Raw genomic sequence first — 23,330 nt, 5'->3', positions numbered from 1 at the left:
CTGATCGGGCCATGGCTTTGATCGCAACGGATCGTCACATACTGATAGTCGGTCTTGGTAAGACCGGGCTGTCGTGCGTGCGTTTCCTGCGCGGGCAGGGGCATGATGTTGTTGTGGCCGACAGCCGTATACAGCCGCCGGGGCTGGAGACGCTTCAGTCCGAGTTTCCGGATGTCGTCCTGCATTGTGGTCCCTTTAATGGGGATCTGTTCAGTCAGTTTAACGAATTGATCGTCAGCCCAGGTGTGGCGGTCAGCGAACCTGCGATTGTGGCAGCCCGGCAGGCAGGTGCTCGTATCCGGGGGGACATCGACCTGTTCCGCGAGGCGGCCAAGGCACCGATTGTGGCCATTACCGGTTCTAACGGTAAGAGCACGGTGACCATGTTGGTGGGTGAAATGGCCAGGGCCGCGGGTAAGCGGGTAGCGGTTGGTGGCAACCTGGGAACGCCCGCGTTGGAGCTGCTGGCCGACGATATCGAACTGTACGTCATGGAACTTTCCAGCTTTCAGCTGGAAACGACGGAGCGTCTGGATGCGGAGGTGGCAACGGTTCTCAATATCAGTGACGACCATATGGACCGCTACTCGGGCCGGGAGGAATACTTCAAGGCCAAGCAGCGGATCTATAACGGTTGCCGGACTGCCGTGATCAATCTTGACGATCCGCTGAGTTCGCCGTTGGTCCGCACTGATATGACCTTGCGTGGGTTTGCCATGCACAGCATCAATCCCGGGATATACAGCACCCGTGAGGATGATGAGGGGGTCTGGATAACCCGCGGCTTGGAGAATCTGGTGCGCGCAGACACCTTGACACTGCGTGGTACCCATAACCTGATGAACGTAATGGCCGCTCTCGCGCTGGGCGAAGCCGTGGGGTTGCCGCTGGATGTCATGGTTCAGACGGCGCAATCGTTTACGGGGCTGCGGCATCGTTGTCAGCCTGTGCGCACTCTGGACGGCGTCGAATATATCAACGATTCGAAGGGAACCAATGTCGGCGCCTCTGTGGCTGCGATCAATAGCCTTGCCAGTGAGCGGGGCAAGATTGTCCTGATTGCTGGCGGTGACGGCAAAGGGGCGGACTTTGCGCCCTTGAGTGCGCCGGTTGAGCGTCATTGCCGAGGGGTTATCCTGTTTGGGCGCGATGCCCCCCGACTTGCCGAAGTGCTGACGGGTGTACCGGTTGAACGTGTTGACTCCCTGGAGGCCGCCGTGAAAGCGGCAGCCGCGATGGCGGCTCCCGGCGATATCGTCCTCCTGTCGCCGGCTTGCGCCAGTTTCGACATGTTCCGGCATTACGAGGAGCGCGGTGAGCGCTTCATCAGCGCGGTGGAGGCCTTATGACTTCCCTTGCGATGACCACGCGCCAGGCGCTTCGGAATCCTTTCCAGCCACTGCAGATGCTGCTGCTTTGCTCGGGTACGCTGATGGTGATCGGCACCATCATGATTGCGTCGGCCTCCATGGATATGGCCGCACAGACTTATGGCTCGCCCTTCTATTTCGTTTATCGCCAACTTGCCTATGTCGCGATTGGACTGGTGATCGCCCTGGGTGTGGCCAATTTGCCGATCGCCTGGTGGCAGCGTAGCGGGTGGCTCCTGATGGGGGTGGCCTTTGCCAGCCTGATCCTGGTGTTGACGCCGTTGGGGCGCAGTGTCAACGGCTCCACCCGCTGGATTCCGATGGGCCTGTTCAATGTGCAGGTGTCCGAGATCGCCAAGCTATGCCTGATCGCCTATCTGGCGGGTTATGTCGATCGCCGTCGGGATGAATTGCTTGGCAGCTGGCAGGGGTTCCTCAAACCTTTCATTATCCTGGGGGCAGCAGCCACGTTGCTGGTGGTGGAGCCGGATTTCGGTGCCACGGTGGTGCTGATGACGTCGGCACTGGGGATGATTTTCCTGAGCGGCGTCCGGCTGACGCGCTTTCTGCCGTTGATCGTTGCCTGTGTTGCCGTCGGAGTCGCCCTGGTGGTGTTCCAGCCATACCGCCTCAAGCGTGTGGTGGCTTATCTGGATCCCTGGAAAGACCAATTCGACACCGGTTACCAACTAACCCAATCACTGATTGCTTTCGGACGTGGTCACTGGTTCGGCGTCGGCTTGGGGAATTCGGTGCAGAAACTCTTTTATCTGCCCGAGGCCCATACGGACTTTATCTTCGCGATTATCGGCGAGGAATTCGGATTGGTTGGCGCCCTGGCGGTGCTGGCGATATACGCCTTGCTGTTCTGGACCGGGATGCGCATCGGCCGTAATGCGGAACGTGCCGGAATGCTTTTCGCTGCCTGTTTTGCCTACGGCGTGACACTGATCCTCGGGTTACAGGCGTTCATCAATATGGGCGTCAGCACAGGCTTGCTGCCGACGAAGGGGCTGACCTTGCCGCTGGTGAGTTATGGCGGCAGTAGTCTGGCTGCGAGTTGTGTCTGCATCGGTATTCTGGCGCGTGTCGAGATCGAGCGTCTCGATCTCGTCAGCCAGGAGGAGGGCAGGCGTGGCCGCTAAACGTTTTCTGATTATGGCGGGTGGCACCGGAGGCCATGTCTTTCCGGCGATGGCGACGGCCCGTGAGCTGCAGGAACGCGGACACAGCGTGTTCTGGTTGGGCGCTGTCGGCGGTATGGAAGTCCGGTTGGTTGAAGGTTCAGGGATTCCTATGCACCTGATCGCCATCACCGGGTTGCGCGGCAAGGGGCGTCTGGCGCTGCTGGCGGCGCCCTGGAAGCTGATGCGTGCGCTGTGGCAGGCGCTCAAGGTGCTGCGCAAGGTACGACCCGATGGTGTTGTTGGTATGGGTGGTTTTGTGACCGGGCCGGGAGGCCTTGCTGCCTGGCTGACGCGCCGGCCCCTGGTGATTCACGAACAGAACGCCGTCGCGGGTATGACGAACCGCATTCTGGCCCGGCTTGCGACGCGGGTGCTGGAAGCCTTTCCGGGAAGCTTTGGTTCAGGGATCAAGACGCTCTGCACGGGCAATCCGGTACGCCCCGACGTGGCCGCGATTGAGGCCCCCGAGCAGCGACTGGCCGGCCGTGAAGGACCTGTCCGCCTGTTGGTACTTGGCGGCAGCCTTGGGGCGCAGGCGTTGAATGCCACGCTGCCTCTAGCCCTGGCCAAACTGCCGGAGACGGTACGGCTGGAAGTGCGCCACCAGTGTGGCCAGAAGCATCAGGAGGCGACTTGTGCGGCCTATGCCTCGGCTGGCGTCGACGTGACCGTCGAGCCCTTTATTTCGGATATGTGCGAGGCCTATGCCTGGGCCGATCTGGTGGTTTGCCGCGCTGGCGCTCTGACCATTGCAGAGCTTTGTGCCGCAGGTTTAGGCGCCATTCTGGTGCCATTCCCTCATGCGGTGGATGACCATCAGACGCGTAATGCGCGCTATATGGTCGATGCTGGGGCAGCTCGCTTGTATCAGCAGGCGGAATTGACGCCGGAAGTGCTGGCCGCATCGCTGGATGAACTTTGTCGCGATCGTGGCAGATTGTTGGAAATGGCCCGGTCTGCTCGCGAGCTGGCGCGACCGGATGCCACTCATGATGTTGTTACGCAGTGCTTGGAGACGGTGAATGTCTGAACCTAACGGTCACAACCTGGTTTATCAGGTTCCGGAAATGCGCCGGATCAGACGGATCCATTTCGTCGGAATCGGCGGTGCTGGCATGTGCGGCATTGCGGAGGTTCTGCACAACCAGGGCTATCAGGTTACGGGTTCCGATATCAAGACCAGCGGGGTGACCGAGCGCCTGGAGAAAATGGGTATCCGCGTGATGATCGGGCATCGTGATGAGAATTCTGCCGATGCCGACGTGGTTGTGGTTTCCAGTGCGGTTTCCGAGGGTAATCCCGAGGTCAGCGCCGCGCGCGAGCGGCGTGTGCCGATCGTTCCGCGGGCAGAAATGTTGGCGGAAATTATGCGTTACCGGCACGGCATTGCTGTGGCAGGTACCCATGGTAAGACCACGACAACCAGTCTGATCGCATCGATCTTGGGCGAGGCAGGTCTCGACCCGACCTTCGTGATCGGTGGTCGCCTGAATAGTGCAGGCACCAATGCCCAGCTCGGCGGCTCCCGCTATTTGGTGGCGGAGGCGGATGAAAGCGACGCCTCCTTCCTGCATCTGACGCCGTTGATTTCCATCGTCACCAATATCGATGCCGACCACATGCATACCTACGGTGGCGATTTCGGGCGCCTCAAGCAGACCTTCGTGGAATTCCTGCATAACCTGCCGTTCTACGGTGTGGCGGTGATGTGCACCGATGATGATGTGGTGCGGGAGATCATTCCTAAGATTTCCCGGGCCATCATTACCTACGGTCTGAACGAGCAGGCGGATTTCCGCGCCGAAGCCATCGATATTGAAGGCTTTCGCTCGCGCTTTGTTGCCAAGCGGCCAGCGGGACATGCCGACCTGAAGATCGAATTGCAGATGCCGGGTCGTCATAACGTATTGAATGCCCTGGCGGCCATTGCGGTCGCGACCGACGAGGGGGTGGCTGACGAGGCCATTGTTCAGGGGCTTGCCAAATTTTCCGGAGTTGGGCGCCGCTTCCAGGTCTATGGAGATTTCGACACCGGGCGCGGCAAGGTCACGCTGGTCGACGACTACGGGCATCACCCTCGCGAAGTGGAAGCTGTGATCAAGGCGGTACGTGAGGCGTGGCCGGGGCGGCGGTTGGTGATGATCTATCAGCCGCATCGCTACAGTCGTACCCGCGACCTGTATGAGGACTTTGTGCGAGTGCTGTCGGAAACCGACGCCTTGCTGCTGATGGAAGTCTATCCCGCGGGCGAGGAGCCGGTACCCGGTGCCGACAGTCGCAGCCTGTGCCGCAGTATTCGTCTGCGCGGGCGCATTGATCCGGTGTTTGTGGAGGATGGTTCGGAAATTGAAAATCTGCTTGCCAACATTCTGCAGGACGGGGATTTGCTCCTGACGCAGGGTGCCGGCGACATCGGTGGGCTGGCGATCAGGCTGGCCGGAAAGCAATTGAAGGTAGATGGTTGAAATGACGGTGCAGGAATACCAGGTCGACGACAAAACGCGTGCCGCATTGGGCCGGGTTGCCGTGTTGATGGGTGGAGACTCCGCCGAGCGTGCGGTCTCGCTGAAAAGTGGGAGTGCCGTTCTGGATGCGCTGCAGAAGGCCGGTGTGGATGCCTTCGGCCTGGATGTGCGTGGCAATCTCCTCAATGTCGTTGCCGGCCTTGAATGCGATCGGGTCTTTATCGCACTGCACGGTCGCGGTGGTGAGGACGGAACCTTGCAGGCAATTCTGTCGCAGGCGGGACTGCCTTTCACCGGCAGCGATGTCATGGCCTCGGCCTTGGCTATGGACAAGTTGCGTACCAAGTACGTGTTTGCCGGTTGTGGGTTGCCGACGCCGCCCTTCCGGTTGATGACGGACGCTGGCCAGGCTGAAGCGATCTTTGCGGAACTCAAGGCGCCGCTAAGTGTCAAGCCAGCGCGCGAAGGTTCGAGTATCGGTGTGCGCCGGGTGGAAACGCTGAATGAGTTGCGGGAGGCCTTTGAAGAGGCGGCCAAGCTGGATGTCATGGTGCTGGTCGAGGAATGGATCGTCGGTCCGGAATTTACTGTGTCCATTTTGCAGGGACAGGCGCTGCCGGCGATCGGCCTGAGCACTGACCACCTGTTCTACGACTACGACGCCAAGTACCTTGCCGACGATACCCGCTATCTGGTGCCCTGCGGGCTGCCGGAAGCGCAGGAGACCGATCTGAAACAACTGGCCTGCAAGGCGTTCGACGTTGTCGGTTGTCGGTCCTGGGGGCGCGTCGATGTGATGCAGGACCAGCAGGGCCGGTTCTGGCTGCTGGAAGTGAATACGGTTCCGGGCATGACCGATCATAGTTTGGTGCCGATGGCTGCCCGCGCTGCGGGTATCGGTTTTGGTGAGCTGGTGGTGCGCATTCTTGAGGACACTCTGGAGACACCGACATGACCCCACACTTTTGGTTGCGGCTACGTCAGAGGGAAGCGCTGGAGCGCCCTGTGCGATATAGAGGTGCGACAGCCGCCCCGGTGGATCAGACGTCATTCGTTGAGGCTCTCGTCCACCTTGTGCGCCGTTTGCCCTGGCCCCAGATTGGGGCCGCCCTGACCATCGCCATCCTGGCGTCCCTGTTGCCATGGCTGGTCGGGCAGGGTGTCAGCGCCCTGGACAACCCGATCACCCGCATTCAGGTAAGCGGTGATTTGCATGGAATTGATCGCCACGCACTGGAACGGGAATTGAAGCCATTCCTGGGGCGCAGTTATTTCGCCACGGACTTGGGCCGGGTCAAATCCTATGTGGAGGCGCAGCCCTGGGTCGCCAGCGTCGCAGTCAGCCGGGTTTGGCCTGACGGGCTGGCAGTTGATGTCGTAGAGCAGAAGCCGGTCGCTTACTGGAACGGCAATGCGTTGATGAACGGGCATGGCGAGGTGTTCCGTCCAACCAATCCGCAGATCGCCGGTAATTTGCCGCATCTGACCGGCCCGCAAGGCCGCTCGGCGGATGTGCTGGCTATGGCGCAGACCCTGTCTCACCAGTTGGCTGCGCAGGGATTGACGTTGGCGGGCCTGGCATTGGAAGAGCGAGGCTCCTGGACCCTGCAGTTGGGTAACGGCATCCAGGTCGTGCTCGGTAAGGATCCGGTAAACGCGCGCTTCGGCCGCTTTCTGACGGTCTATCGCCAGGAATTGGCCGACAGGGCCGATCAGGTGCAGCGTATCGATGCCCGTTATGCCAACGGCGTGGCGGTGCAATGGAAGTCTTCAGGGGAGGGGATTGCCCAGCATAAAGGGTAATCGCCGGAACGGAATATTCACTCAGGTGACAGGCAGGACAGGATAAACATGTCAGCGGTCGAAACGGAAAACATGATCGTCGGCCTCGATATCGGGACCTCCAAAGTGGTTGCCATTGTCGGCAAACGCAAGATGGACGGTGCCATTGAGGTGGTCGGTATCGGGTCGCATCCGTCGCGGGGCTTAAAGCGCGGCGTGGTGGTCAATATCGAGACAACGGTGCAGGCGATCCAGCGGGCGGTGGAGGAGGCCGAGCTGATGGCCGGCTGCCGCATCCACTCCGTTTTTGCCGGGATTGCGGGCAGTCACATTCGCAGCATGAACTCCCATGGCATCGTGGCAATCCGCGACCGTGAGGTCACCCAGGCGGATATCGACCGGGTCATCGATGCAGCCCAGGCGGTGGCCATTCCTGCCGACCAGAAGATCCTGCATATCCTGCCGCAGGAGTTCGTCATCGATAACCAGGAAGGCATCAAGGAACCGATGGGAATGTCCGGGGTGCGCCTGGAAGCCAAGGTGCATCTTGTGACCTGTGCCGTGAATGCCGCTCAGAACATCGAGAAGTGCGTGCGCCGCTGCAACCTGGATGTGGACGACATCATTCTCGAACAGCTGGCGTCGAGTTATGCGGTACTGACCGACGACGAAAAGGAACTCGGCGTCTGCGTTGTGGATATCGGCGGCGGGACCACCGATATCGCGATTTTCACCGGCGGCGCCATTCGTCACACCGCGGTTATCCCGATCGCGGGGGACCAGGTCACGAACGATATCGCGATGGCTCTGCGGACGCCGACGCAGAATGCGGAAGAGATCAAGATCAAGTACGCCTGCGCCCTCGCTCAACTGGCGGGTGCAGAGGAAACCATCAAGGTTCCCAGTGTTGGCGAACGGCCGCCGCGCGACCTGTCACGCCAGGCGCTGGCTGAAGTTGTGGAGCCCCGTTACGAAGAGCTGTTCACACTGGTGCAGTCGGAATTGCGGCGTTCGGGTTTCGAAGACCTCATTCCAGCGGGCATTGTGCTGACCGGCGGGTCTTCCGCCATGGAAGGCGTGGTCGAGCTGGCAGAGGAAATCTTCCATATGCCGGTTCGGCTGGCGGCCCCCCAGGGCGTCACCGGCATGACCGATGTTGTGAATAATCCGATCTATGCCACCGGTGTAGGGCTGCTGATTTATGGCTTCCGCCAATTGGCGACGGGTCAGGCCCCGGCGATGCGGGGGGAACAGGGGCTGTCGCTGGTGGAGCGGATCAAGAGTTGGTTTACCGGCAACTTCTAGCGCTGCTTTGGCGATGGGAGAGGCTGATGAGTCCGGTGGCGACGCGTAGCGAAGCCACCACAGGTAACGCTGATGACTGGTAGTCGGGACGGGGGTCCTCTGCCGGTTCAGCGCTGAAGCGAAGCGTGCATATAAAACGGCTGCCAGAAGCCGCTATGACAAACGAAGGAGAAGGGGAGATGTTCGAACTCGTAGATAATGTTCAACAAAGTGCCGTTATCAAGGTGGTTGGCGTCGGTGGTGGTGGCGGAAACGCTGTCCGGCACATGCTGTCCAGCAATGTTGAAGGCGTCGATTTTATCTGCGCCAACACGGATGCACAGGCGCTGAAGGATCTGATTGCCAAATCCATGATCCAACTCGGTGGCAACATCACCAAGGGCCTGGGTGCCGGCGCCAATCCGGAAATCGGTCGCCAGTCGGCGCTCGAAGACCGTGACCGTATCGCAGAGGCGCTGAAAGGTGCGGATATGGTGTTCATTACCGCCGGCATGGGTGGCGGTACCGGTACCGGTGCAGCACCGGTCGTGGCGGAAGTGGCACGTGAAATGGGCATCCTCACGGTTGCCGTGGTCACCAAGCCGTTCCAGTTCGAGGGCGGCAAGCGTATGAAGGTGGCTGAGGCAGGTCTGCGTGAGCTGGCTGAGCACGTCGATTCGCTGATCACCATCCCCAACGAGAAATTGCTGGCGGTCATGGGCAAGAACACCAGCCTGCTGGATGCATTTGCCGCCGCCAACGACGTTCTCCTTGGCGCTGTTCAGGGTATTGCCGACCTGATTACCCGCAACGGTATGATCAACGTCGACTTTGCCGACGTGAAGACCGTCATGTCGGAAATGGGTATGGCGATGATGGGTACCGCCAGTGCAACCGGCGAAAACCGCGCCCGCGAAGCTGCCGAAGCGGCAATTCGCAGTCCGCTGCTGGAAGACATCAACCTGCAAGGCGCCAAGGGTATCCTGGTCAATATCACCGCGGGTATGGACCTCAACCTCGGCGAGTTCTCCGAAGTGGGTAACATCATCCGTGAATTCGCGTCCGACTCGGCCACCGTCGTCGTCGGTACCGTGATCGATCCGGAAATGACTGAGGAACTGAAGGTCACGGTGGTTGCGACAGGTTTGGGCGGCGGGCAGGAAAAGCCGACCAAGGTCGTCGATAACACCCGTAACCTGGATGGAACTACTGACTACCATCAGTTGGACCGTCCCGCTATCCTGCGCCGCCGCGCTGTCGCTAACGGCAATGTGGCGCTTGACCAGAAGGCTGATGGTCACGACGAGCGCAGTGTGGAATACCTGGACATTCCCGCTTTCCTCCGCCGTCAGGCTGACTGACGGTTGGAGGTATGCGGCTTTCTGGCAAATTCGGGGCGTGCCCTAGCGCGCCCCCGTTTTCAGAAGTCGTGCCGTTGGACGGGATCGGGTTACAGACGGAAACGTTTTGTTTCGGTAAGTGCGGGGGTGTACAAATGGTGCCCACCCACTCTTTCTGATATCATGCAGCCGGTTTTTGTCTGAATGATACGATTTCTTTGTGACGGATTTATGTACCGATGATCAGACAGCGTACGCTCAAGAATACCATCCGTGCGACAGGCGTGGGTCTGCACTCGGGTGAGAAGGTCTACCTGACACTCAAGCCGGCTCCGGTGGACACGGGTATCGTGTTCCGACGCACCGATCTCAAACCCGCGGTGGATATTCTGGCTCGAGCGGAAAACGTGGGTGAGACCATGCTGTCGACCACACTGGTTCGCGACGGTGTGAGAGTCGCGACGGTGGAACATCTACTTTCGGCCATGGCAGGTCTGGGTATCGATAACTGCTATGTCGAGCTGAGTGCAGCGGAAGTGCCCATCATGGATGGGAGTGCAGGACCTTTTGTCTTCCTGCTCCAGTCCGCTGGAATCGCCGAACAGGACGCTGCCAAGCGTTTTATCCGTATCAAGCGCGAAGTGACGCTTGAAGAAGACGACAAGAAAGCGACATTCCTGCCTTTCGAAGGGTTTAAGGTCAGCTTTGCTATCGACTTTGATCACCCTGTATTCAAGGGTAGGGTTCAGGAAACGACGGTCGATTTCTCGAGTACGTCCTTCGTGAAGGAAGTCAGCCGGGCGCGGACCTTCGGCTTCATGCGCGATATCGAGAAGCTGCGGGCGATGAATCTGGCGCTTGGCGGTAGTGTCGACAATGCCATTGTTGTTGACGATTACAAGATTCTCAACGAAGACGGCTTGCGTTACGACGATGAGTTCGTCAAGCATAAAGTGCTTGATGCCATCGGCGACCTTTACCTTCTGGGCAATAGCCTGATTGGAGAGTTCCGTGGTCACAAGTCGGGTCACGATCTCAATAACAAGCTACTGCGCAAGCTGATTGCAGAGCAGGACGCCTGGGAAGTCGTGACCTTTGAAGATGAGGCGCTGGCGCCCATCTCCTATCTGAAGCCGGTGCTGGCTCCTGCATGACGGAGTGACGGGCACGGCACCGTTGTCAGGTACCGTGTCGCGCCAGGCGCCGCAGGATCTGTTTTAGGTTTTCATCTTTTGTATGCTCGGCTTCCTCTTCCAGGAGCCGGGCATTTTCGTGACTCAATTTCATTTTTGGCCTGGACGGTCTCTGACGCCTTGCGTTGGGGATCACTTTGACCTGTAATCGCCAGGCAAATCGAAAACGCTCATCTTCCCGTAGGCCAGTCAGGATGCTCTTCTGATGAAATCGGACCTGTGTTGCCTGAACGCTGGATGTGACGCTCAGGGTGAGATCTCCATCGTGGTAGCTGACAAAGCGGCAGCGTCCTGCCAGTGCGGCCGGTAACCGGGCAAGAACGGCTTCCTCTAATGTTTCGTGTTCTGCGGCGCGGGTCAGCAGTCCGTAGAGTTGGGAGTTCCGCCGGGGTTTGTCGAATGCCACTTTTTGGGGGTATCGATTCATACCTGGCAAGGGTCTCTGCATAATGGAGTCAATATTGTCCGGTTGAACGGACTTTATGTATCGGTTGTGGTAACAGGCCCCGTAACCTGCATACGCCTCCCCGACAGGAATAATGCAGGCAGTCGGAGGGTGATATCCGTCACAGTGGTACGCTTTGTTACGCACTGACAAGGATTATGGGAAGGGCCTTCTCTACAATCAAGGCGAGTCGAACGAATATTGTCCTGGCGTCGCCGATGGGGTGGCGTTATCAGCTAAGCGGTAACAAGCCTCATGAACATCATTGTCGTTGGCAAGCATCATGGTCGCGCCAGAACCTTTAAGGTGCATGGCGGCCTTATGGCGTTGCTGGCGCTTTTGATCCTCTCTGTTCTGGCTGCGACCCTTTATCTGGGGTATTACCTCGCGCAGCGGCACACTGCTGCTGATCCCGTTCTTACTAAAGCCGTTATCGAAAGCTGGCAGGCCCGCCTGCAGCAGGACCGTGAAAACGTCGCCGGCCTGGGCCAGAAGATTGATCGTCAGATCGATGCCCTGACGCTGCGCCTGGGCAACATGCAGGGGCGGATATTGCGGCTGGATGCCTTGGGCGAGCGGTTGGTCGCCACGGCGCACCTGGATAACGGTGAGTTCAACTTTAACGAGCCGCCGCCCATGGGGGGGCCGGTAGAAAGCGCGAAGTCGGAATCCTACACGATGCCGGACCTCTCCGAAATGTTGGCCAGGCTCGATGCCCAGATGTCGGATCGGGAAAAGCAGTTGGACCTGCTCGACGAGTTATTGTCGAACCGTCGTCTTCAGAGCGAGCGCTTTGTTGCGGGACGCCCGATCAAGTTCGGTTGGATGTCGTCGCCATACGGTTGGCGTACCGATCCGTTCACGGGTAAGCGTGAATGGCATGAGGGGATGGATTTCGCCGCTAAGCGTGGCAGTAACATCATCGCGGTAGCGGCGGGCGTGGTGACATGGGCTGGGCCTCGATACGGATACGGTAACCTGATCGAACTCGACCATGGCAACGGTTTGCGGACGCGGTACGGTCATGCGATGAAGGTTCTGGTGCACGCCGGCGACATCGTCAAGAAGGGGCAGGTGATTGGGTTGGTTGGCAGTACCGGGCGTTCGACGGGACCTCATGTGCATTTTGAGGTTTTGATCGGCGACCACAAAACCAATCCGGAGAAATACATTCAGCGGGCGAGTCGCTAGACCGTTTTCGGCGCCTACGGGGGACCTATTTGGCCCCCGGATTGAGAGGTCGTCGTGCCCCAAGTCTCATTGCCTCATTTTCCTAACTTTCACCGCCCGGATAAATGGGGTTAGAATGCCTGTCTTTAGATAGGTGCCGGGCTGGGCAGATCGACACGAATTAACGCCTGTTTCCCTGGGGAATCCTTGCAGATTCCCAAGTGTTCACGCCGATTCGACTTCCTGTTTTCCCAACCTGTCATGAGCCTGTCCCGGCACGATGACAAGATTACGAGTGCCTGGAATCCGAAGGTTTTGACGCTTCCCGGCCTATTCAGCGTGGCGCACACCAATAAGGCGTTGCCACACGACACGGATCAAAGTAGCTGTTGGTTATGTTGACTAAGGTTGCAACCCGAATTTTTGGCAGTAAGAACGCGCGCGAAATTAAGCGGATGGGCAAGATCGTTGCTCGTGTCAATGCGCTTGAAGAGCAAATTTCAGCTCTCTCCGACGAGGAACTAAAAGCCAGGACGCCGGCACTCAAGAAGCAGGTGGCAGACGGCGAGACGCTCGACCAGATCCTGCCGGAAGCGTTCGCCGTTGTGCGCGAAGCGGCCAAGCGGGTACTGGGCATGCGTCACTTCGATGTCCAGCTGATCGGTGGTATCACCCTCCACGAGGGCCGTATCGCCGAGATGAAGACCGGTGAAGGTAAGACGTTGGTGGCGACGGCGGCTGTCTACCTGAACGCCCTGAGCGGTCGGGGTGTCCACGTTGTCACGGTCAACGATTACCTGGCAAAGCGGGACGCAGAGTGGATGGGGCGTCTTTACCGATGGCTGGGTATGAGCGTTGGCGTTATCGTCGCCGGTCAGGAGCCAGAGGCCAAACGTGAGGCTTACGCTGCCGATATTACCTACGGTACGAACAACGAGTTCGGTTTCGATTACCTGCGTGACAATATGGCCTTCAGCATCGACGACAAGGTGCAGCGGGGGCTGAATTACGCCATTGTCGACGAAGTGGACTCGATCCTGATCGACGAAGCGCGTACACCGCTGATTATTTCCGGCGCGGCTGAGGACAGCTCTCGCATCTACCGCGAAGTCAACAAGCTGGTGCCCAAGCTTGATAAAGGCGAACCGGTAGAGGAAGGCGAGCCTGAAGGCGACTTCGTTCTGGATGAAAAGACGAAAAACGTCGAACTGACCGAACGGGGTCACGAGAAGGTCGAGCAGTTGCTGACGGAAGTGGGTCTGCTGGAAGAGGGCGACAGCCTTTATTCGGCGACCAACCTGGCGCTGCTGCACCACGTTCATTCGGCGCTGCGGGCCCATCATCTGTTTATGCACGATGTCGACTATATCGTGCAGGACGGCCAGATCGTCATCGTCGACGAACACACCGGCCGGACCATGCCGGGACGCCGCTGGAGCGAGGGCCTGCACCAGGCCATCGAGGCCAAGGAGGGAGTGGACGTCCAGGCTGAAAGCCAGACCTTGGCCTCGACGACCTTCCAGAACTATTTCCGCCTGTACGAAAAGCTGGCCGGCATGACCGGTACGGCGGACACCGAAGCCTACGAATTCCGTGAAATCTATAATCTCGACGTGGTGGTCATCCCCACCAACCGCCCGATTCAGCGGATCGATTACAACGACCTCGTCTACCTGACCCAGGAAGAAAAGTTCCAGGCGATTATCGATGAGATCAAAGACGTGACGGCAGAAGGTCGCCCGGTGCTCGTGGGTACCGCCTCGATTGAGGCTTCCGAAGTGCTGTCGGTCCTACTGCAGCGCGGGGGTATCGCCCACAATGTCCTTAACGCCAAGCAGCATGAGCGTGAGGCTCTGATCATCGCCCAGGCCGGTCGTGCCGGTACTGTGACCATTGCCACCAACATGGCTGGTCGGGGTACTGACATCGTGCTGGGCGGTAACTGGGAGGCAGAGCTGGCCCATTCGGATGGGGATGCGTCGCCGGAACAGGTCGAGCAGGCCAAGCGCGAGTGGGAAAAACGCCACGAAGCGGTGCTGCAGGCTGGCGGTCTGCATATCATCGGTACCGAGCGCCATGAATCACGGCGTATCGATAACCAGTTGCGTGGCCGTGCCGGTCGTCAGGGGGATCCGGGGTCGTCCCGTTTCTTCCTGTCGCTGGAAGACAACCTGATGCGGATCTTTGCGCCTGACCGTGTAAAGAACATCATGCAGGCATTGGGCATGAAGAAGGGTGAGGCCATTGAACACCGTATGGTGACCAATGCCATCGAGAAGGCCCAACGCAAGGTCGAAGGCCGTAACTTCGATATTCGTAAGAACCTGCTTGAATACGATGACGTGGCCAATGACCAGCGTCACGTGATCTACGACCAGCGCAACGAGGTCATGGGTTCGAATGACATCTCCGAGATGGTTCAGGCGATTCGTGTCGACGTCGTGGATACGCTGATCAGCGAATTTATCCCGCCGCAGAGTATGCATGAACAGTGGGATGTCAAAGGGCTGGAAGGGCAGCTCGAATCCGAGATGGCCATCAAGCTGCCGGTGCAGCAGTGGCTGGACGAGGACGACAAGCTGTACGAGGAAAAACTGCGCGAGACTATCCTGGAGGCCGTCGTCAAGGTCTACGAGGAGAAGGAACGTATCGTCGGCGCTGACGTGATGCGTAACTTCGAGAAGCAGATTTTCCTGCAGGTCCTGGATACGCTCTGGAAAGAGCATCTGTCGAATATGGATCACCTGCGCCGCGGTATCCACTTGCGGGGTTATGCGCAAAAGAATCCGAAGCAGGAATACAAGCGGGAAGCGTTCAACCTGTTCGAGAGCATGCTGGACAATATCAAGCGTGATGTCGTCCGTATTCTTTGCCATGTCGAAGTGCAGCGCCCGGACGAGATGGAAGAGGTCGAACGTCGTCGTCGCGAGGAGTTGCAGCGGCAGATGGCTGGCGCGCAGACTCGCCACGACGAGCGCCCGGAATCCGAAACGCCCGATGACGGGGAAGGCGCTTACGCCGGGCAGCCAGGCGCCGAACCGCAGGCCCCGTTTGTACGGGAAGGACGTAAGGTTGGCCGTAACGAGCCCTGTCCTTGCGGCTCGGGTAAAAAGTACAAGCAGTGCCACGGCAAAGTGGCGTAATCAGGCCGGGAGCCGGCCTGACCTGAAGGTCTGCATCAAGCCGGGGTTTGTCCCCGGTTTGTTGCATTTTCCTCTCCAGAAATTATCTCATAGGAGTGTTCGCACCGATGGCGGTAGGACTTGGGCCTTTGCCCGACTTCCACCCGATTGAGGGCATTCGTATTGGTGTCGCCAGTGCAGGGATCAAAAAGCCCGGGCGCAAGGATACCGTCGTATTCGAGTTGGCCGAAGGTTGTACGACCGCGGCCACATTTACTCGCAATCAGTTTTGCGCGGCACCGGTAACCCTGGCGCGGGCACACCTGTCTCAGCAGGTGCCGCGTTATCTGGTCATCAATACCGGTAATGCCAATGCGGGCACCGGTAAGGCGGGGCTGGAGGCTGCGACGCGCACCTGTAGTGCCCTGGCTGCCTTGGGGGCCGTGGCGACAGAGACTGTGCTGCCATTCTCCACCGGCGTGATCGGTGAACTGTTACCGGTCGACAAACTGGAAAAGGCATTGCCTGCGGCGGTCGATGATTTGCGTGCCGACGGTTGGGCGGACGCTGCCAGCGGTATCATGACGACCGACACCTTACCCAAGGGTGCGACTTGCCGTATCGAGATTGATGGTCATCCGGTGCATTTCTCCGGTGTCTCCAAGGGGGCTGGCATGATTCGCCCCAATATGGCGACCATGCTCGCATTCGTAGCGACGGATGCCCGGATAGAAAAAACGCTGCTGCAGACATTACTGGGCGAGGTCGTCGAAAGCTCTTTCAATCGTATTACTGTCGACGGTGACACGTCGACCAACGATGCCTGTGTCCTGACCGCGACTGGACGCTCGGCTGCGCCGGCGATTACTGCTGACGGCCCGCATCTGGGGGTTTTCCGCGAAGCGCTCCGGCAACTCTTTGTGACCTTGGCCCAGGCGATCATTCGCGATGGTGAGGGCGCCACCAAGTTCGTCACCGTGCGTGTCGAACAGGCGGCGACTCAGAAGGAGGCGCTGGATGTGGCCTACACGGTGGCGCAGTCGCCGCTGGTGAAAACGGCCCTCTATGCCTCAGACCCCAATTGGGGGCGCATCCTGGCGGCTGTCGGGCGGGCGGGTGTCGAGGATCTGGTTATCGAAGGGATCAGCATCTATCTCGGTGATGTCTGTATCGTTCGTGACGGTGCCCGCGCTGAGGACTATACGGAGGAGCTCGGTCAGGGGGTGATGGATCGTGCCGAAATCGAGATCCGTATCGAGCTTGGCCGTGGCAAGGTCAGCGAAACCGTCTGGACCAGTGACTTCTCTCACGACTACGTTACGATCAACGCGGAATACCGCACCTGAGCCATGAGTTTTATCCAGGTGGCTGTCGGCGTTATCCGCCAGGGTGATAAGGTTCTGGTCGCTCGCCGTCCGGATCATGTGCATCAGGGCGGGCTGCTGGAGTTCCCCGGCGGCAAGGTTGAGCCTGGCGAAACGACGGCTCAGGCGCTGGATCGTGAACTCCATGAAGAGCTGGGTATCCGGGTTGCCGCCGAGGCGATCAGTCCGTTGATCGGTATCCGGCACGATTATGGCGACAAACGGGTCTTTCTGGATGTCTGTTTGATCGATAGTTATAGCGGTGAGCCCCATGGGCGGGAAGGGCAGCCGGTCTTCTGGCTGGATATCGCGGCGCTTCAGGATGCCGATTTTCCCGCGGCGAACCGCCCCATCATACGTGCCTTGCGGTTACCTGACCGCTATCTCATTACCGGGGCTGCGGAGAGTCCGCAATCCTTGTTGTCCCGGCTGGAAAAGGTGCTGAACCAGCACTGCCTCCCTCTCGTGGTGTTGCGCGCACCCAACCTTAATGACGAAGACTACGTTTTGCTGGCTGCCTCGGCGCTGACGCTTTGTCGTCGTCATGACGTGCGCTTGATGTTGCACGGGAATCCGCAGATGCTGGATCGGGTGCCTGCCGATGGCGTACATCTGCCCTGGCGGCTGGCCGCCGATCTCGACGACCGTCCTGTGAGAGATAACCTCCTGCTCGGAGTATCCTGTCACTCGATCGAACAATTGCAGCATGCCTCCACCTTGAAGGCCGATTTGGCGACCTTATCTCCGGTCATGCCCACCCAAAGTCATCCGGAAGCACCGCCGATCGGGTGGTCGGGGTTTGAAACAGCGGTCGCCCAAAGTCATCTCCCTGTATATGCCTTGGGTGGATTGGGCGAGGCGGATATCACCACAGCCCGGCAGCACGGTGGCCGCGGTGTTGCAGCAATCAGCGCGTGGTGGTAAGTCGCGCATCTGGTATCCTGTCAGAAACGTAAGTGCAGGCGGGAGGTGACTGTAACGTGACTCGATTGACGCATCTGGATGAGAGTGGCGCGGCACGTATGGTTGACGTCACCGGCAAGGCTGTAACGCAGCGCGAGGCGCGTGCCGAGGCCATTATTCGGATGCAACCCGCGACACTGGATATGGTGCTGGAAGGACGTCACCCGAAAGGGGATGTGCTGGCGACCGCCCGCATCGCCGGTATCATGGCGGCTAAAAAGACCCATGAACTGATTCCGCTCTGTCATGCGCTTAACCTGACGGCCGTCAAAGTGGATATTGCTCCCTGTGACGACAGCGCAGGCCTGCGCATCGAAGTGCTGTGTCGCCTGGCGGACCGTACAGGTGTGGAGATGGAAGCGCTCACAGCAGCTTCCGTGACAGCCTTGACGCTATACGATATGTGCAAAGCCGTCGACCGGGGTATGGTCATCGAGTCGACTCGGTTGCTGGAAAAGTCCGGCGGACGTTCCGGGCACTGGGTGGCCGACGCGACAGGCGAGGTGCGCTGAATGTCTGGTGCCAGCGGAACCGACTCTATGTTGATCGACAGATTTGGCCGTCGGGTCACCTATCTGCGGTTGTCGGTCACGGACCGCTGTGATTTCCGTTGCGTGTATTGCATGGCGGAGGATATGACCTTCCTGCCGCGGGCCCAGGTCCTCAGTATTGAGGAAATGGCCCGTATTGCCCGTGTCTTCGTCGAACTTGGCGTCCGCAAGATACGTCTGACCGGAGGGGAGCCTCTGGTCAGGCGTGGTTTGGTGGATCTGGCCTCGCAACTGGGTAACTTGGCGGGGCTCGACGAACTCTGTATGACGACCAATGGCGGGCGCCTGGCAGAGTTTGCGTCATCGCTGGCGGCGGCAGGCGTTAAGCGGATTAATGTCAGTCTCGACAGCCTGGATGAGGACCGCTTTCGCCAACTAACCCGCACGGGCCAGTTGGCTCAGGTGTTGGCGGGGATTGAAACCGCACGTGCCGCCGGTTTCCAGCGTATCAAGTTGAATGCGGTCATTCTGCGCGGACGCAATGACGATGAGGTGAGTGACCTGGTCCGTTTTGCGCTGGAGCGTCGACTGGACATCAGTTTTATCGAAGAGATGCCGCTGGGCGTGATCTCTGAGCACAGCCGTCATGAGGCATTCTGTTCCAGCGAGGAAGTGAGGGGGCTGTTGGCGCCGGCATTTCCTCTGGAGCCCATTGCCGATGATTCAGGTGGCCCGTCACGATACTACCGGGTGCCCGGCCATGAAAGCCGCATCGGTTTTATTTCGCCGCACAGTGAGAACTTCTGTGCTGCCTGTAACCGGGTGCGACTGACTGCCGAGGGGCGCTTGTTACTGTGCCTCGGTAACGAGCACTCGGTGGATCTCCGCGCCGTTGTGCGGGCTCATCCCGAAGACGATGCGCCGCTGCGGCGGGCCATCGTTGAGGCCATGACGGTCAAGCCTGAACGGCATCACTTCGACCTGCAATCCGAACCGCAGATCCTGCGCTTTATGAATGCGACAGGCGGTTAGGGAGCTACTCAATCCATCCGTGACAGGCGATGATGGCCGCTTTAGCCCGCGACGCCGTGTCGCTGTCCGTCGCGCCTTCTGCTAAAATGCCGCGGCCTTTAGAATTGCGAGGTTATCCGGTGGTCGTTCGTTTCATTGATTCTTGCCGTCTCCCGACGCCGTTCGGGGTCTTTCGCATGCACGGCTTCGAAGAACCGGATACGGGCAGAGAGCACGTGGCGCTGACACTCGGTGACGTTACCGATGGTGCACCGGTTCTCGGTCGTACCCATTCCGAGTGTCTCACCGGCGATGCCCTGTTCAGTATGCGCTGTGACTGCGGTTATCAGCTGGAAGAGGCGTTGCGCAGTATTGCCCGTGAGGGGCGCGGTATTCTTCTCTATCTTCGACAGGAAGGCCGGGGTATCGGCTTGCTCAACAAGATCCGAGCCTACCATTTACAGGATGAGGGGGCGGATACCGTCGAAGCTAACGAGCGCCTGGGCTTTGCCGCCGACCTGCGTGACTACAGCATGTGCAAGGACATGCTGGCGCATCTGGGCATTCACCAACTGCGCTTGATGACCAATAATCCGAAGAAGGTGGAAGCCCTGAGGGAATTGGGTATCGATGTCGTCGAGCGGGTATCGCTGCAAGTGGGGCGCAATCCTCACAACGAACATTACCTGGATACGAAAATGTCGAAGATGGGCCACTGGCTGAACACCCATCAGGACGACGACGCGCTTTGAGTTATCCCGGCGCCAGGCATCATCAGCTGCCCGGCGCCGATCTATCCTCTGCTCAGAGGTGCTGTGCCAGGCGCAGGTTCTGAGTGTCTTTTTCCAATGTCTGCAGACGGTGACGAATAGAAGACAGGATGCCTTCGGCGTCCAGTCCGCATTCGTGAAGTTGCTCGCTGTGCTTTCCGTGATCGACGAAACGGTCAGGTAGGCCCAGTTGCAGCACGGGCAGGGTGCGGCTGCGGCTGTTGAGATATTCCACCACGGCAGAGCCCGCGCCACCGGCAATCACGTTTTCTTCCAACGTCACCAACAGGTCATGACTGTCTGCGAGGCTGTCGATCAATGCCTCGTCCAGTGGTTTGACGAACCGCATGTCGGCGACAGTGGCGTTCAAGGGTTCGGCAGCCTCCAGGCCAGCGGCGAGTACGGTCCCGAAAGCGAGAATCGCCACCCGATGACCCTGGCGGGCCAGGCGGCCCTTGCCCAGGGGCAGGGCGCTCATCTCTGCGACGATTTCCGTGCCGGGACCCGTGCCGCGAGGGTAGCGCACAGCTGCTGGGCCGGTATGTTCGAGGCCTGTATACAGCATCTGACGGGTTTCGTTCTCGTCGGAAGGTACCATGATCACCATGTTCGGCACGCAGCGCAGGTAGGTCAGGTCGAAGGCCCCGGCGTGGGTGGGGCCGTCCTCGCCGACCAGTCCGGCACGATCGATGGCGAACAGGACGTCGAGGTTCTGGATTGCAACGTCGTGGATCAGTTGATCGTATGCTCGCTGCAGGAAGGTCGAATAGATGGCCACCACTGGCTTGGCGCCGTCGCAAGCCAATCCTGCTGCCAGGGTCACGGCATGCTGTTCAGCAATGGCGACGTCGAAATAGCGATCCGGGAAGCGTTCGGAAAACGCTACCAGGTCAGAGCCTTCACGCATGGCCGGGGTTATGCCGACGACACGAGGGTCCGCTTCGGCCATGTCGCACAGCCATTGCCCGAATACATTGGAGTATTTGGGTTTTTTCGGTGCGCTTGGGACCGGCGTGGGCTGTACCGTGGGCTTCGGTTCGATCTTGTTGATGGCGTGGTAGCCAATCGGGTCGCGCTCGGCCGGTGCGAAGCCCTTGCCTTTCTGGGTGACCACGTGAAGGAACTGGGGGCCATCCAGGTCGCGAATATTGCGCAGGGTTTCCAGCAGCAAGGGCAGGTCGTGGCCGTCGACTGGCCCGATATAGTTGAACCCTAGCTCCTCGAACAGCGTGCCGGGGGAAATCATGCCCTTGACGTGTTCTTCGGTTTTCTTGGCCAGCGCCATGAGGTTTGGGGCGCTGGACAGGACTTTCTTGCTGCTGTCACGCATCTGGTTATAGGTGCGGCTCGACAGCAGGCGGGCGAAATAGTTGGAGAGGCCGCCGACATTGTGGGAAATCGACATGTCGTTGTCGTTGAGAACGACCAGCAGGTCTGAATCGAGATCGCTGGCATGGTTCAACGCCTCGAAAGCCAGGCCTGCCGTCATGGCGCCATCGCCGATGACCGCAATGCTCTTGCGGGAGATGCCTTTCAGGCGTGCGGCAATTGCCATGCCCAGCGCAGCGCTGATCGAGGTGCTGGAATGGCCGACCCCGAAGGTGTCGTATTCGCTTTCGCCGCGGTTGGGAAAACCGGCCAGCCCATCCCGTTTGCGGATGCTGGTCAACTGCTCGCGCCGGCCCGTCAGGATCTTGTGCGGATAAGCCTGATGGCCCACATCCCAGACCAGGCGATCTTCCGGCGTGTTGAACACATAGTGCAATGCCAGTGTCAGTTCGATCACGCCGAGGCCTGCGCCGAAATGTCCACCGGACTGGCCGACAGACCAGAGTAGAAACGAGCGGAGTTCCCTTGCCACCTGAACCAGCTGGTCGTCGTCCAGTAAGCGGAGTTGGGCCGGTGAATCGATGCGGTCCAGCAACGGTGTGTTAGGGCGCCGTGTGGGAATTTCCTGAAATACGTAGGTGTCCTGCATCCGGCTCTGAGCTTCAGTTTTGCGAAATGATATCCGCATTATACGGGATCAATGCGGTTGATTTCATTGCTTAGCGGCAAATCTCGGGCGCTAAACAAGGAGCTGGAGGCCATACTGGCCCCTGTTCAGCGATGACGCTGTACCACGAAGTCGGCAATCGCCCTTAATCGCTCACCACGCGAACCCAGTGAGGACACGCTGTCGCACGCATGCTGGTGCAGACGCTGCAGCAGCTGTTTGGCGCCGTCCATGCCCAAGAGGGTTGGATAGGTGGGCTTGTTGCGAGCGATATCGGCACCTTGTTGCTTGCCCAGCGTTTCGGTTTGCCCCTCGACGTCGAGGATGTCGTCCTGGACCTGAAACGCCAAGCCAATCGATTGGGCGTAGTGTTGCAATCCGTCCATCCAGGGAGTGGCCGCGTCGGCTGCGGTCAGGGCGCCCAGGTTGACGGCACACTCGATCAGTGCCCCGGTCTTGCAGCGGTGCATCCGCTCGATATCCTCGAGGCGCGGTTGAGCGCCGACAGCAGCGAGGTCGATAGCCTGTCCCCCCACCATTCCACTATGTCCGCTGGCACTGGTCAGCGCCTGGATCATGCGCAAGCGGATATCGGCAGACAGCGCTGGTGCCGTAGCCAGGAGTTCAAAGGCCAGTGCCTGGAGCGCGTCACCGGCCAGGATAGCGGTGGCTTCATCAAAGGCAATATGGCAGGTGGGACGTCCACGGCGCAGGTCGTCATCATCCATGGCGGGCAGATCGTCGTGGATCAGCGAATACGCATGGATCAGCTCTACGGCGCAGGCTGGCGCCAGTACCCGTTCAACGGGGACCGAGAAGGCTTCGGCCGTCGCCAGGGTCAGGACGGGGCGAATACGCTTGCCGTCGCCCAGAACACTGTAGCGCATGGCTTCGTGAAGCTGGCCGAAGCGCTGTTCCGGCGTGGGCAGCGCGCGGTCCAATGCCGCATCGATTTGCGCACGGCACTGCTGAAAGTAGTTTTCGACACTCATTCTGCATCGGCATCCGGCTGAAACGGCATACTCTCAACGCTGCCATCTTCCCGTTGCATTAACTGCTGAACGCGTTGTTCGGCCGAGCGCAGCGCAGTCTGGCATTCACGTGTCAGCTTTACGCCGCGCTCAAAGGCGGCAAGGGACTGTTCAAGCGACAACTCACCCTGTTCCAGTTTGCGAACGAGTTCCTCCAGTTCGCTGAGTGCCTTCTCGAAATCGGCAACGCGGGTAACGCCTTCCTCTGTCATGATGGCCCTGTCGATCATTATCGGTGAAAAAGGAGGCGCCAGTATAACAGCGAAGCTGGCGTTGTTGCCCCATTCGGTTTTTTGACCTTGTCCGGTTGCAAAGCCTTCCGCATGCGAGGTATTGCCTGAAAATG

Annotated in this window: 19 protein-coding genes and 1 pseudogene; 16 read left to right on the top strand and 4 right to left on the bottom strand. The window is 59.3% G+C overall.

Going from position 1 to position 23,330, the window contains the following annotated elements:
- Positions 1-11: 11 nt before the first annotated feature.
- From murD to lpxC, 9 genes and pseudogenes are all read left to right on the top strand, one after another.
- A complete protein-coding gene (gene murD / locus CLR77_RS12430; protein ID WP_097460955.1) occupies positions 12-1,349 on the top strand; it encodes a UDP-N-acetylmuramoyl-L-alanine--D-glutamate ligase in 1,338 nt (445 codons plus the stop codon).
- Positions 1,346-2,515 carry a putative lipid II flippase FtsW gene (ftsW, locus tag CLR77_RS12425; protein ID WP_097460954.1) on the top strand — a complete coding sequence of 390 codons (1,170 nt, stop codon included), beginning with the start codon at positions 1,346-1,348 and terminating at the stop codon, positions 2,513-2,515. The genes murD and ftsW overlap by 4 nt, the downstream gene beginning before the upstream one ends.
- On the top strand, positions 2,505-3,587 hold the full coding sequence (murG, locus tag CLR77_RS12420; RefSeq protein WP_264754694.1) for an undecaprenyldiphospho-muramoylpentapeptide beta-N-acetylglucosaminyltransferase: 1,083 nt from the start codon (positions 2,505-2,507) through the stop codon (positions 3,585-3,587). The genes ftsW and murG overlap by 11 nt, the downstream gene beginning before the upstream one ends.
- Positions 3,580-5,022 (top strand): UDP-N-acetylmuramate--L-alanine ligase, encoded by a 1,443-nt coding sequence (gene murC, locus CLR77_RS12415; protein WP_097460952.1) that lies wholly within the window; start codon positions 3,580-3,582, stop codon positions 5,020-5,022. The genes murG and murC overlap by 8 nt, the downstream gene beginning before the upstream one ends.
- Before the next feature lies 1 nt (position 5,023).
- Positions 5,024-5,977, top strand: a complete 954-nt coding sequence (locus tag CLR77_RS12410) for a D-alanine--D-alanine ligase (protein WP_227519910.1) — start codon at positions 5,024-5,026, stop codon at positions 5,975-5,977.
- Positions 5,974-6,825 carry a cell division protein FtsQ/DivIB gene (locus CLR77_RS12405; protein WP_097460950.1) on the top strand — a complete coding sequence of 284 codons (852 nt, stop codon included), beginning with the start codon at positions 5,974-5,976 and terminating at the stop codon, positions 6,823-6,825. Before CLR77_RS12410 ends, CLR77_RS12405 begins: the two co-directional genes overlap by 4 nt.
- Positions 6,826-6,873: 48 nt before the next feature.
- Entirely contained in the window at positions 6,874-8,109 is a 1,236-nt protein-coding gene (ftsA, locus tag CLR77_RS12400; RefSeq protein WP_097460949.1) for a cell division protein FtsA, read from the top strand.
- A gap of 179 nt (positions 8,110-8,288) precedes the next feature.
- Positions 8,289-9,330 (top strand): annotated as a pseudogene (ftsZ, locus tag CLR77_RS12395) (cell division protein FtsZ); the annotation flags it as partial.
- Positions 9,331-9,667: 337 nt separating this feature from the next.
- A complete protein-coding gene (gene lpxC / locus CLR77_RS12390) occupies positions 9,668-10,582 on the top strand; it encodes a UDP-3-O-acyl-N-acetylglucosamine deacetylase (protein ID WP_097460947.1) in 915 nt (304 codons plus the stop codon).
- A 25-nt stretch (positions 10,583-10,607) separates the two neighbouring features.
- Here lpxC and CLR77_RS12385 read toward each other — a convergent pair whose 3' ends face one another.
- Complete coding sequence (locus CLR77_RS12385; RefSeq protein ID WP_158227191.1) at positions 10,608-11,048, bottom strand: DciA family protein; 441 nt, start codon at positions 11,046-11,048, stop codon at positions 10,608-10,610.
- Positions 11,049-11,321: 273 nt separating this feature from the next.
- Between CLR77_RS12385 and CLR77_RS12380 the strand changes: the two genes are divergently transcribed.
- The 7 genes from CLR77_RS12380 (at position 11,322) to ribA (ending at position 19,939) form a co-directional block, all read left to right on the top strand.
- Positions 11,322-12,257: a M23 family metallopeptidase gene (locus CLR77_RS12380; RefSeq protein ID WP_097460945.1), complete on the top strand. Its 936-nt coding sequence runs from the start codon at positions 11,322-11,324 to the stop codon at positions 12,255-12,257.
- 374 nt (positions 12,258-12,631) lie between these two features.
- On the top strand, positions 12,632-15,379 hold the full coding sequence (secA, locus tag CLR77_RS12375) for a preprotein translocase subunit SecA (RefSeq protein ID WP_097460944.1): 2,748 nt from the start codon (positions 12,632-12,634) through the stop codon (positions 15,377-15,379).
- Positions 15,380-15,486: 107 nt separating this feature from the next.
- On the top strand, positions 15,487-16,704 hold the full coding sequence (argJ, locus tag CLR77_RS12370) for a bifunctional glutamate N-acetyltransferase/amino-acid acetyltransferase ArgJ (RefSeq protein WP_097460943.1): 1,218 nt from the start codon (positions 15,487-15,489) through the stop codon (positions 16,702-16,704).
- 3 nt (positions 16,705-16,707) lie between these two features.
- Positions 16,708-17,646 (top strand): Nudix family hydrolase, encoded by a 939-nt coding sequence (locus CLR77_RS12365; RefSeq protein ID WP_097460942.1) that lies wholly within the window; start codon positions 16,708-16,710, stop codon positions 17,644-17,646.
- A 56-nt stretch (positions 17,647-17,702) separates the two neighbouring features.
- The gene (gene moaC, locus CLR77_RS12360; RefSeq protein WP_097460941.1) at positions 17,703-18,197 is read left to right on the top strand and encodes a cyclic pyranopterin monophosphate synthase MoaC; all 495 of its coding nucleotides are present in this window, start codon (positions 17,703-17,705) and stop codon (positions 18,195-18,197) included.
- A 27-nt stretch (positions 18,198-18,224) separates the two neighbouring features.
- Complete coding sequence (moaA, locus tag CLR77_RS12355; protein ID WP_264754693.1) at positions 18,225-19,208, top strand: GTP 3',8-cyclase MoaA; 984 nt, start codon at positions 18,225-18,227, stop codon at positions 19,206-19,208.
- An 86-nt stretch (positions 19,209-19,294) separates the two neighbouring features.
- Positions 19,295-19,939: a GTP cyclohydrolase II gene (gene ribA / locus CLR77_RS12350; protein WP_264754699.1), complete on the top strand. Its 645-nt coding sequence runs from the start codon at positions 19,295-19,297 to the stop codon at positions 19,937-19,939.
- Positions 19,940-19,991: 52 nt separating this feature from the next.
- Here the strand turns inward: ribA and dxs are convergent, their stop codons facing one another.
- From dxs to CLR77_RS12335, 3 genes are all read right to left on the bottom strand, one after another.
- Positions 19,992-21,935, bottom strand: a complete 1,944-nt coding sequence (dxs, locus tag CLR77_RS12345; protein WP_097460939.1) for a 1-deoxy-D-xylulose-5-phosphate synthase — start codon at positions 21,933-21,935, stop codon at positions 19,992-19,994.
- Between the two features lie 125 nt (positions 21,936-22,060).
- Positions 22,061-22,945, bottom strand: coding sequence for a (2E,6E)-farnesyl diphosphate synthase (gene ispA / locus CLR77_RS12340; protein ID WP_097460938.1), 885 nt, complete (start codon positions 22,943-22,945; stop codon positions 22,061-22,063).
- On the bottom strand, positions 22,942-23,196 hold the full coding sequence (locus CLR77_RS12335) for an exodeoxyribonuclease VII small subunit (protein WP_097461022.1): 255 nt from the start codon (positions 23,194-23,196) through the stop codon (positions 22,942-22,944). Before CLR77_RS12335 ends, ispA begins: the two co-directional genes overlap by 4 nt.
- Positions 23,197-23,330: the final 134 nt, after the last annotated feature.

The organism is Mangrovitalea sediminis (assembly GCF_002514725.1).
GTDB lineage: Bacteria > Pseudomonadota > Gammaproteobacteria > Pseudomonadales > Oleiphilaceae > Mangrovitalea > Mangrovitalea sediminis.
This window is presented reverse-complemented; position numbering and strand designations above follow the sequence as displayed.

Excerpts from the sequence above, each read along its gene's own strand:
- secA (WP_097460944.1), top strand. The coding sequence starts at position 12,632 with ATGTTGACTAAGGTTGCAACCCGAATTTTTGGCAGTAAGAACGCGCGC.
- lpxC (WP_097460947.1), top strand. The coding sequence starts at position 9,668 with ATGATCAGACAGCGTACGCTCAAGAATACCATCCGTGCGACAGGCGTG.
- argJ (WP_097460943.1), top strand. The coding sequence starts at position 15,487 with ATGGCGGTAGGACTTGGGCCTTTGCCCGACTTCCACCCGATTGAGGGC.
- ribA (WP_264754699.1), top strand. The coding sequence starts at position 19,295 with ATGCCGCGGCCTTTAGAATTGCGAGGTTATCCGGTGGTCGTTCGTTTC.
- CLR77_RS12385 (WP_158227191.1), bottom strand. The coding sequence starts at position 11,048 with ATGAATCGATACCCCCAAAAAGTGGCATTCGACAAACCCCGGCGGAAC.
- murC (WP_097460952.1), top strand. The coding sequence starts at position 3,580 with ATGTCTGAACCTAACGGTCACAACCTGGTTTATCAGGTTCCGGAAATG.
- CLR77_RS12335 (WP_097461022.1), bottom strand. The coding sequence starts at position 23,196 with ATGACAGAGGAAGGCGTTACCCGCGTTGCCGATTTCGAGAAGGCACTC.
- CLR77_RS12365 (WP_097460942.1), top strand. The coding sequence starts at position 16,708 with ATGAGTTTTATCCAGGTGGCTGTCGGCGTTATCCGCCAGGGTGATAAG.
- dxs (WP_097460939.1), bottom strand. The coding sequence starts at position 21,935 with ATGCAGGACACCTACGTATTTCAGGAAATTCCCACACGGCGCCCTAAC.
- ftsA (WP_097460949.1), top strand. The coding sequence starts at position 6,874 with ATGTCAGCGGTCGAAACGGAAAACATGATCGTCGGCCTCGATATCGGG.
- ftsW (WP_097460954.1), top strand. The coding sequence starts at position 1,346 with ATGACTTCCCTTGCGATGACCACGCGCCAGGCGCTTCGGAATCCTTTC.
- CLR77_RS12405 (WP_097460950.1), top strand. The coding sequence starts at position 5,974 with ATGACCCCACACTTTTGGTTGCGGCTACGTCAGAGGGAAGCGCTGGAG.
- CLR77_RS12410 (WP_227519910.1), top strand. The coding sequence starts at position 5,024 with ATGACGGTGCAGGAATACCAGGTCGACGACAAAACGCGTGCCGCATTG.
- moaA (WP_264754693.1), top strand. The coding sequence starts at position 18,225 with ATGTTGATCGACAGATTTGGCCGTCGGGTCACCTATCTGCGGTTGTCG.
- ispA (WP_097460938.1), bottom strand. The coding sequence starts at position 22,945 with ATGAGTGTCGAAAACTACTTTCAGCAGTGCCGTGCGCAAATCGATGCG.
- CLR77_RS12380 (WP_097460945.1), top strand. The coding sequence starts at position 11,322 with ATGAACATCATTGTCGTTGGCAAGCATCATGGTCGCGCCAGAACCTTT.
- murD (WP_097460955.1), top strand. The coding sequence starts at position 12 with ATGGCTTTGATCGCAACGGATCGTCACATACTGATAGTCGGTCTTGGT.